Consider the following 10,136-nt stretch of genomic DNA (forward strand, 5'->3'; position numbering starts at 1 on the left):
TTTCTGCATCGCTACGCTAGCTTAGAAACATGAAAGTACGTTGTAACGGAAATCACTAGATCTAAATAGAAGGCTGTCTTATTCTTCAGGTTATAGTGCAGTAGTGATCCTTTCAACTGATCATATTTTATGCTTTCTTAAAGGACCGGGCGTACGTTGCCCGGTTTTTCTTGTTATACTAATAGATGAATAACAATTATGGATTTTTTATAAATTTAGACATCACCTTTAACCAACGATAGGCAAAAGAAATGTAGAACTACGATAGGTGGGATCCCATGGAGTATTTAGAATGGCGTCATGTTTTCAAACTTGATCCTGCAAAGGAAATTTCAGACGAAGCACTAAAGCGAGTATGTGAATCTGGAACAGATGCCATTCTAGTTGGCGGAACAGATGGCATCACCTTAGACTTAGTGTTGGACTTATTAGTGAGAGTTAGACGATATAAAGTACCTGTTGCTCTAGAGATTTCATCAATAGAATGTGTTTCTCCTGGATTCGACTTTTATTTCATTCCTTCTGTGCTAAACAGTACACAAACTACGTGGGTTAAAGACTTACAAATAGAAGCGATCAAAGAATTTGGGGATTTCTTGAATTGGGATGAACTCGTACCTGAAGGTTATTGTATTTTAAATCCCGATTGTAAAGTTGCTCATTTAACAGAAGCTAAAACCTCTTTATCAGAGGAAGATGTGATAGCACATGCACGGTTAGCTGAATATATTTTTAAATTGCCGATTTTTTATGTAGAATATAGCGGTGTCTATGGCAATCCTAACATGGTACGGGCCGCAAAAAATGTCTTAACAAATACTCGATTGTTTTATGGTGGAGGAATAACTTCTGTGGATCAAGCAACTGAAATGGCTAAGATTGCAGACACCATTATCGTGGGCAATCATATCTATAATAATTTGCATGAGGCATTAGAAACAGTTAGTGCGGTAAAAAGGATCTCACTTTGACAATTAATTCAATCAGTTTATAATTAAAGAACTAGTGTTCGTAAAAGGGATGGTGCATCATGGAAGTAATAGTAAAGAATTTGTTAAAAGGGATGAATCCCGAACAAGAAAAAGCCGTAAAGGCAACTGAAGGACCACTTCTCATCATGGCGGGAGCGGGTTCTGGGAAAACGCGTGTGTTAACACATAGAATTGCTTATTTAGTTGTGGAAAAAGAAGTCTATCCATCTAAAATATTAGCCATAACTTTTACCAATAAAGCTGCAAAAGAAATGCGTAATCGAGTGGATGGATTACTAGGTAATGGTACAGGACAGCGCATGTGGGTTTCGACATTCCACTCGATGTGTGTACGTATTTTACGACGTGACATTGATAGAATTGGCTATTCAAAAAACTTTTCTATTTTAGATACAGCAGATCAATTAACGGTGATAAAACGTATATTTAAAGAACAAAATATCGACCCCAAACAATATAACCCTCGTGCAATGTTAAACGCAATTAGCTCAGCCAAGAATGAGTGCATTGATGCCCAAACATTTGCAGGTCAAGTAAATAATTTTAATCCGTTTGAAAAGCTGGCAGCAGAAGTTTACACAGCCTATGACAAACGTCTCCGTAAAAACCAATCACTGGATTTTGATGATTTAATTATGACAACATTAACTCTTTTTAAACGTGTGCCGGATGTTTTGGAGTACTATCAGAACAAATTTCATTATATTCATGTCGATGAATATCAAGATACGAATAAAGCCCAATATGAAGTTGTTCAGATGTTAGCGAAGAAATTTAATAACTTATGTGTAGTTGGTGACTCTGATCAATCGATTTATCGCTGGCGTGGAGCAGACATTCAAAACATCATGTCCTTTGAAAAGGATTATCCAAGTGCAAAAGTCATTATGCTCGAGCAAAATTATCGCTCAACAAAACACATCTTAAAAGCAGCGAACGACGTCATACAAAATAACACAGGGCGTTATCCAAAAGAATTACGAACTGAAAATGTTCCAGGCGAACATATAAATGTTTATAAAGCACGAGACGAACAACAAGAATCACAATTTGTCGTTAAAACGATTCAAGAATTAATGCAAAAAGATGATCGTCGTTTAGATGATTTCGCTGTCTTATATCGCACGAATGCCCAGTCTCGTGTTATGGAGGAAGTCTTGGTTAAATCCAATATTAATTACACGATTGTCGGGGGCACAAAGTTCTATGATCGCAAAGAGATTAAAGACTTACTATCTTACCTGCGTTTAATTGCCAATAATGAAGATGACTTATCGCTATCACGCATTATCAATGAACCAAAAAGAAATATTGGAGCAACTTCTTTTGAACGAATGGCGACGTTTGCGCTCGAACAAGATCGATCAATTTTTAATGCACTCCAAGAAGTAGACTTTATGGGTTTGCCACCAAGAGCTGCAAACGAAGCTGCAAAATTTCATCAAATGATGGAAGGATTCACTCAAATGCAGGAGTTTTTATCAGTCACTGAACTTGTGGAGCAAGTGTTAGACAAGACTGGTTATCGCAACATGCTCCGCAATGAAAAGACCATTGAATCCGAAAGTCGATTAGAAAACATAGAAGAGTTTTTATCTGTTACAAAAGCATTTGAAGAACGTAGCGACGATAAAACACTCGTTTCATTCTTAACTGATTTAGCATTAATATCAGACTTAGATAAGTTAGATAATGATGAAGATATATCTAAAGGGAAAGTGGTACTCATGACGATGCACGCTGCAAAGGGACTCGAGTTTCCAGTAGTGTTCATTATCGGGGTAGAGGAGAATGTCTTTCCACATTCGCGTTCTATCGGTGACAACGACGAAATGGAAGAAGAACGTCGTCTTATGTATGTAGGAATTACACGTGCTGAGGAGCGCTTGTATGTGACATGTGCTCAAACTCGTACGTTATTCGGTCGAACTGGTTTCAACAATCCTTCGCGCTTTATTTCAGAGATTTCTGATGACATTTTAGAACATGTCACGTTGAAGCAAACAGCTTCGACAGGAAGAAGTAAGACCACTAGCCGTGTAGTTTCAAGTACAACTCGTCCGGCTGTTGAACGGCCTGCATATAAAACCTCAGGCGGGGATAAACTTGGATGGACAACAGGTGACAAAGCTGTTCATAAAAAATGGGGCGAAGGAATGGTTGTTAGTGTTCGTGGCGAAGGGGAAAACATGGAAATAGATATTGCATTCCCAAGTCCAGTAGGCATTAAACGATTACTTGCTAAGTTTGCACCAGTAGAAAAAGCTTAATAATAGGAAGTTTTAAAAGTAGCCAGTAATTCATCCGAATTCCTTTGATATGCTCCTTTTTTAACTGATTTAATAGAACGAGCGGAGGAAAGGTTTAATGGATAAAGTACAATTAGAAGAACGTGTAAAAGAACTCAATAAACTGTTACACGAAACAGGCTATGCGTATTATGTAAAAGACCAACCGCTTGTGCCAGATGCGGTTTACGACCAATATTTAAACGAACTTATTGCCATCGAAAGTGAATTTCCTAACTTAATTTATCCTGATTCCCCAACTCAACGGGTCGGAGGAATGATTCTTCAAGGATTCTATAAAGTACCACACACATATCCCATGCTCAGTTTAGCCAATGCCTTTGGACGAGACGATTTAGACGATTTTGACCGTCGCATTCGAGCAGCTATTGGCGATGACTTTTCCTATGTATGTGAGTTAAAGATTGATGGCTTGGCTATTTCACTTAGTTATGAAAACGGGGTCTTTGTTCGTGGCGCTACTCGTGGGGATGGTCGTGTAGGAGAGGACATTACGGAGAATTTAAAAACAATTCGTTCGATTCCTTTGCGGTTAAAAGAACCTATAACCCTTGAGGTACGAGGTGAAGCCTACATGCCGAAGAAATCATTTATCGCATTAAATGAATTTCGAGTAGAAAATGAAGAAGAAAAGTTTGCAAATCCACGCAATGCAGCAGCCGGTTCATTGCGCCAATTAGATCCTAAAATCGCAGCAAGTCGTAATCTAGCTATTTTTGTCTATGCAATTGGTGGAGATGGTGAAGCTTATCAACTAGATAGTCACGCACAGGCACTCGATTATTTAGACCAATTAGGCTTTAATACAAATCCTGAAAGACAAACTTGTCACTCCATTGACGAAGTACAACAATATATTGAAAAATGGACAGACAAACGCTTGGATTTACCGTATGAAATCGACGGTATTGTCGTTAAAGTTAATCGTTATGTTCACCAACAAGACCTTGGGTTTACTGCAAAAAGTCCACGATGGGCAACGGCGTACAAATTCCCGGCTGAAGAAGTTGTAACGACATTACTCAACATTGAATTAACAGTAGGACGAACGGGTACGTTAACACCTACAGCTATACTTGAACCGGTACAAGTGGCTGGTTCTATAGTAGGTAGAGCTTCCTTACATAATGAAGATTTAATTCGAGAAAAGGACATTCGAATTGGGGATACCGTCATCATTCGAAAAGCTGGCGACATTATACCTGAAGTTGTAGCTGTTGTTCTAGCTGAACGTAAAGAGGACCTGCCTGCCTTTAAAATGCCCACTCATTGTCCTGCTTGTGACAGTGAACTAGTTCGAATTGAAGATGAAGTCGCGCTGCGTTGTGTCAATCCACAATGTCCTGCTCAAATTACTGAAGGGTTAATTCATTTTGTATCTAGAAATGCCATGAATGTTGATGGTCTTGGAGAAAAGGTGATCGAGCAATTATTCCGGGAAGGTCTCATTCATGACGTGGCAGATCTGTTTACCTTAACGAAGGATCAATTATTAGAACTAGAGCGCATGGGTGATAAATCAGCCTCCAATCTAATCGCTGCAATTGAAGTATCAAAACAAAATTCAATGGAGCGTTTGTTGTTTGGGTTGGGGATACGCCATGTTGGCGAGAAGGGCGCTAAAATTTTATCTGAAGAATTTGGAGATATGAAATCACTTGCGCAAGCAACGGTAGATCAGCTTACAGTTATTCATGAAATAGGAGATAAAATGGCGGATTCAGTTGTCCGATATTTTGACAATGAAGAAGTACAAAAATTAATCCAGAGACTTGACACTCTAGGTGTTAACCTGTCATATACAGGGAAAAGAGTTGATCTTACCAATTTAGATCATGTCTTGACTGGAAAAACCATTGTATTAACTGGCAAATTAGAAAAATTGACACGACAAGAAGCAAAAGAGAAAATAGAACAAGTAGGCGGAACCGTCTCTGGAAGTGTCAGTAAAAAAACAGATGTCGTTGTTGCGGGTGAAGATGCAGGTTCGAAACTCGATAAAGCCCGTACTTTAGGCATTCCAGTATGGGATGAAAACCGTCTAATAGAAGAACTAAACTAGTGAAGGAGTCCTTCCTATAATGAAACGAATAAGCTGGATTCCAGCCGTAATTTCTTTAGTATTATTGGCAGGGTGTGTGCCAAAGTTAAATGAAGAAACAGAAGAAGTTGTCAATGAAAAAAATGAAGAAGCGACAATTATTATTCCAAACATGCAAATTTCAGACCAATATTACCGTACACTTTTACCATATAAAAAAAGTGTAAGTCGTGGTTTAGTAGTCGCTAGGATCTACTCAAGTTATGATATAAAAGAAGTTGAAGGTGGTTTGTTGCGTTTATCTCAGCGAACATTTTCACCAGATGATTATTTCTTTCAAGAAGGTCAAATACTAGATACTGATACTCTAAATGAATGGTTAAGTAGAAATAAAGATGAAGAGGAGGATAAAGGGTTAAACCCTCTTCTGCCTGGAGGGGAGGTCACAGCTGAGTCAGCTAAGACAGCTCCAATTTATTTGGCGCATATTATAGAACAGAATTTTTTAGTGAAAACTGATGAAAACAAATTACGGCTGAGTGGTATTTCCATTGGACTAGCTATGAATTCTATATACTATTATAGTCTAGGTGATTATGGTCCGTATGAACAACAAATTGAACAAACTGCAATTGCGGAGAACGGGAAAAAAATGGCAAATGAAATCGTAAAACGTATTCGGGGAATGGAAGGTCTAGAAGATATCCCTATTACGATAGGTTTGTTTAAACAAGAAAGCCGTAACTCTATTGTTCCTGGTACCTATTTTGCTTACAGTACTGCGCCTAAAGGAAAAGCAGGATTAGCGGACTGGACCAGTATAAATGAAGAATATGTACTGTTTCCTCAACCAAGATCTAATGAGAAATATCGTGATGTTAATCAGTCATTTGAAAATTTCAAACAAGACATTGAAGAATATTTCCCCAATTATACAAGTGTGATTGGTACCGGGTTCTATCAAGATGATGAGATTAGAAGCATGACGATTGACATTCCTATTCAATTTTACGGTGCTGCTGAACTCATTGGATTTACACAATATATGACGGGGATAGTAATGGAACATTTTCCACCTTCTATTAATATTGAAGTGAGTGTCACGTCCGTTAATGGACCTGAAGCACTTGTAATTAAAGAAGCAGGTAAATCTGAACCTACTGTACACATATACAACTAGTTCCATCCATAGGAACGGAACGATGCTGTTCCTATTAATAATAATTGAAAAATGATAAGATAGATCGTATCATTGCGAATTCGGAGGTGTAGAAAATGGCGAATATAACAAAAGAAGAAGTAAAACATGTAGCCCATTTAGCACGTCTTGCTATTACAGATGAAGAGTCTGAAAAGTTTGCAAGTCAACTTGAGGCAATAACAAATTTTGCTGAGCAGTTAAATGAACTAGATACAACGAATGTTGTACCTACTACCCATGTTTTACCATTAACAAATGTCATGCGTGAAGACAAGGCAGTTCCAGGGCTTGACCGTGATAAAATGATGAAAAATGTACGTGAACAAGAAGCGGGACAAGTGAAAGTACCATCAATCTTAGACTGACTTTAACGTAAGGAGCGTCTCCCAATGACATTATTCAAGCACTCTGCTAGTGAACTTCAAAAATTGATACATAACAAAGAATTGACAATTGCTGATTTGACTGCTGAATCATTTAAACGTATTGATTTATTAGATGACGATGTAAAAGCTTTTTTGGCTTTAAACAAAGAACAAGCAACTATACAAGCACAAGAAATGGACCTTGTAGCTGTTTCTGAGCGTGGACCTTTATTTGGTTTACCGATTGGCGTAAAAGACAATATCGTTACAGAAGGTTTAGAAACAACAAGTGGATCTAAAATCTTGCAAGGATTTAATCCAATTTATGACGCAACTGTTGTTCGTAAACTACGCGAAGCTGGCATGATTACTATTGGTAAATTGAACATGGATGAATTCGCAATGGGTTCCTCAACTGAAAACTCGGCTTATCAAATTACGCATAACCCTTGGGATTTAGAAAGAGTTCCAGGTGGTTCATCAGGTGGTTCTGCTGCCTCAGTTGCTGCAGGACAAGTCCCGTTTGCACTAGGGTCAGATACAGGCGGTTCTATTCGTCAACCTGCCGCTTTTTGTGGTGTTGTTGGAATGAAACCAACTTATGGACGTGTATCTCGTTTTGGTTTAGTGGCGTTCGCCTCATCTCTTGACCAAATTGGGCCAATTACACGCAATGTTAGAGACAATGCTCTTTTACTTGAAGCGATTTCAGGTGTTGACGAAAATGATACTACATCTGCGAATGTAGATGTACCAAGCTTTGTAGAGTCATTGACTGGCGATATCAAAGGTCTGCGAATCGCTGTTCCTAAAGAATATTTAGGGGATGGCATTGGAGAAGATGCAAAACTAGCGGTGTTAGAAGCGTTAAAAGTGTTAGAATCACTTGGCGCAACATGGGAAGAGGTTTCTCTTCCTCACTCTAAATATGGGATAGCAGCTTATTACTTGCTTGCTTCATCTGAAGCATCTTCCAACTTGGCTCGTTTTGATGGAATTCGTTATGGTTTCCGTGCAGAAAATGTTAATTCGTTAATTGATTTATATAAAGAAACACGTGCTCAAGGCTTTGGAGATGAAGTGAAACGTCGTATCATGCTTGGAACATTCGCACTTAGCGCAGGTTCTTATGATGCATACTACAAAAAGGCACAACAAACTCGTACATTGATTAAACAAGACTTTGATCAAGTGTTTGAAAATTATGATGTCATCATTGGACCAACAACGCCAACGCCAGCATTTAAAGTAGGCGAAAAGAATTCAGATCCATTAACGATGTATGCAAATGACCTTTTAACAATCCCTGTAAACTTAGCAGGTGTTCCAGGAATTTCGATTCCATGTGGTTACTCTGAAGGTTTACCTCTAGGTCTACAAATAATTGGAAAGCACTTTGACGAGGCAACGATTTATCGTGTGGCACATGCTTACGAGCAAGCAACCATCTTCCATAAACAAACTCCTCAAATTTGGGAGGGAGAAAAATCATGAACTTTGAAACAATTATTGGTTTAGAAATTCACGTAGAATTGAAAACAGATTCCAAAATGTTTTCACCAGCACCTAACCATTTCGGTTCCGAACCAAATACCAACACACATGTAATTGATCTTGGCTATCCAGGAGTATTACCTGTCGTCAATAAACGTGCAATCGATTTTGGTATGAAAGCCGCAATGGCATTAAACTGTGAAATCGCAACACGCTCGAAATTTGATCGTAAAAATTATTTCTATCCAGATAATCCAAAAGCATATCAAATTTCTCAATTTGATCAACCAATCGGTGAAAATGGTTGGGTTGAGATTGAAGTCGATGGTTATAAAAAACGTATCGGAATTACTCGCTTGCATTTAGAAGAAGATGCAGGGAAATTGTCACATACGGATAAAGGCTATTCGCTAGTCGACTATAATCGTCAAGGTACACCATTAATTGAAATCGTGTCAGAACCTGATATTCGCACACCTGCAGAAGCGTATGCCTACTTGGAAAAAGTAAAATCAATTATCCAATATACGGGTGTTTCGGATTGTAAAATGGAAGAAGGTTCACTACGTTGTGATGCCAATATTTCACTACGTCCTTATGGGCAAGAACAATTCGGTACAAAAGCAGAATTGAAAAACTTGAACTCTTTTAGCTATGTACGTCGTGGCTTAGAACATGAAGAAGTGCGTCAAGCGCAAGTCTTGCTGTCAGGCGGGGAAATCTTACAAGAAACTCGTCGCTTTGACGATGCGACAGGCAAGACACTGTTAATGCGTGTAAAAGAAGGGTCAGATGATTACCGTTACTTCCCAGAACCAGATTTGGTTGATTTAGTGATTGACCAAGCATGGATGGATCGTATCCGTGCAAGCATACCTGAACTTCCTGATGCTCGTAAAATACGATACGTTGAAGAATTAGGCTTGCCATCGTATGATGCAATGGTCTTAACTTTAACGAAAGAAATGTCTGATTTCTTCGAAGAAACGATCGCCTTAGGTGCTGATACGAAGCTTGCATCTAACTGGATGATGGGCGAAGTATCTGCATACTTAAATGTCGATCAAAAAGAGTTGCATGATACGAAGCTAACGCCTGTAGGATTAGCAGGAATCATCAATTTGATTAGCGATGGAACAATTTCATCGAAAATCGCGAAAAAAGTATTCAAAGAGCTTGCGGATAATGGTGGAACTGCAGAACAAGTCGTTAAAGATAAAGGGTTAGTTCAGATTTCAGATGAAGGTGCACTTCGTGACATCGTTACAAAAACACTGGATGCGAATGCGCAATCAATTGAAGACTTCAAAAACGGCAAAGACCGTGCAATCGGCTTCTTAGTTGGTCAAATCATGAAAGCCACAAAAGGCCAAGCGAATCCACCGCTTGTCAATAAAATCTTGCAAGAAGAAATTTTGAAACGATAAATAAAAGAAGGGCTGTCCCAAAAAGTCATAGAAAATGACTTTTAAGGGCAGCCCTCTTTTTATGACGTTGGCGATTTTAGCTACAACGTACTTTCATGTTTCGAAGCCTTTGGTCCTAATCGTTGCGACGAAGCTTGCGTAGTGATGCAGGAACAGATGTTTTCTGCTATCTTTCACTACAATCTATTAAGTGTTATAAAATCAACGGGTATATAAGAGTCAATTTCATAATAAAATCCGAACAAAGTTGATTTTCGCTCCATGCGGACGCTTTCCGTGGGGCATGGCCTCAATCTCCTCGTCACTC

7 protein-coding genes are annotated in these 10,136 nt (G+C 38.7%); all 7 read left to right on the forward strand.

The window, feature by feature from the left end; genetic code table 11:
* Window positions 1-278 precede the first annotated feature (278 nt).
* The 7 genes from B371_RS0104370 (at window position 279) to gatB (ending at window position 9,829) form a co-directional block, all read left to right on the forward strand.
* Window positions 279-971: a heptaprenylglyceryl phosphate synthase gene (locus B371_RS0104370; RefSeq protein WP_019413088.1), complete on the forward strand. Its 693-nt coding sequence runs from the start codon at window positions 279-281 to the stop codon at window positions 969-971.
* A gap of 59 nt (window positions 972-1,030) precedes the next feature.
* Complete coding sequence (gene pcrA, locus B371_RS0104375; protein WP_019413089.1) at window positions 1,031-3,262, forward strand: DNA helicase PcrA; 2,232 nt, start codon at window positions 1,031-1,033, stop codon at window positions 3,260-3,262.
* Between the two features lie 97 nt (window positions 3,263-3,359).
* Window positions 3,360-5,363, forward strand: coding sequence for an NAD-dependent DNA ligase LigA (ligA, locus tag B371_RS0104380; RefSeq protein WP_019413090.1), 2,004 nt, complete (start codon window positions 3,360-3,362; stop codon window positions 5,361-5,363).
* A gap of 19 nt (window positions 5,364-5,382) precedes the next feature.
* The gene (locus B371_RS0104385; protein WP_019413091.1) at window positions 5,383-6,522 is read left to right on the forward strand and encodes a CamS family sex pheromone protein; all 1,140 of its coding nucleotides are present in this window, start codon (window positions 5,383-5,385) and stop codon (window positions 6,520-6,522) included.
* Window positions 6,523-6,617: 95 nt separating this feature from the next.
* The gene (gatC, locus tag B371_RS0104390) at window positions 6,618-6,908 is read left to right on the forward strand and encodes an Asp-tRNA(Asn)/Glu-tRNA(Gln) amidotransferase subunit GatC (RefSeq protein ID WP_019413092.1); all 291 of its coding nucleotides are present in this window, start codon (window positions 6,618-6,620) and stop codon (window positions 6,906-6,908) included.
* A gap of 24 nt (window positions 6,909-6,932) precedes the next feature.
* On the forward strand, window positions 6,933-8,402 hold the full coding sequence (gene gatA / locus B371_RS0104395; protein WP_019413093.1) for an Asp-tRNA(Asn)/Glu-tRNA(Gln) amidotransferase subunit GatA: 1,470 nt from the start codon (window positions 6,933-6,935) through the stop codon (window positions 8,400-8,402).
* A complete protein-coding gene (gene gatB, locus B371_RS0104400) occupies window positions 8,399-9,829 on the forward strand; it encodes an Asp-tRNA(Asn)/Glu-tRNA(Gln) amidotransferase subunit GatB (RefSeq protein ID WP_019413094.1) in 1,431 nt (476 codons plus the stop codon). Before gatA ends, gatB begins: the two co-directional genes overlap by 4 nt.
* Window positions 9,830-10,136: the final 307 nt, after the last annotated feature.

It is taken from the genome of Paenisporosarcina sp. TG20, from assembly GCF_000286315.1.
Classification (GTDB): Bacteria; Bacillota; Bacilli; order Bacillales_A; family Planococcaceae; genus Paenisporosarcina.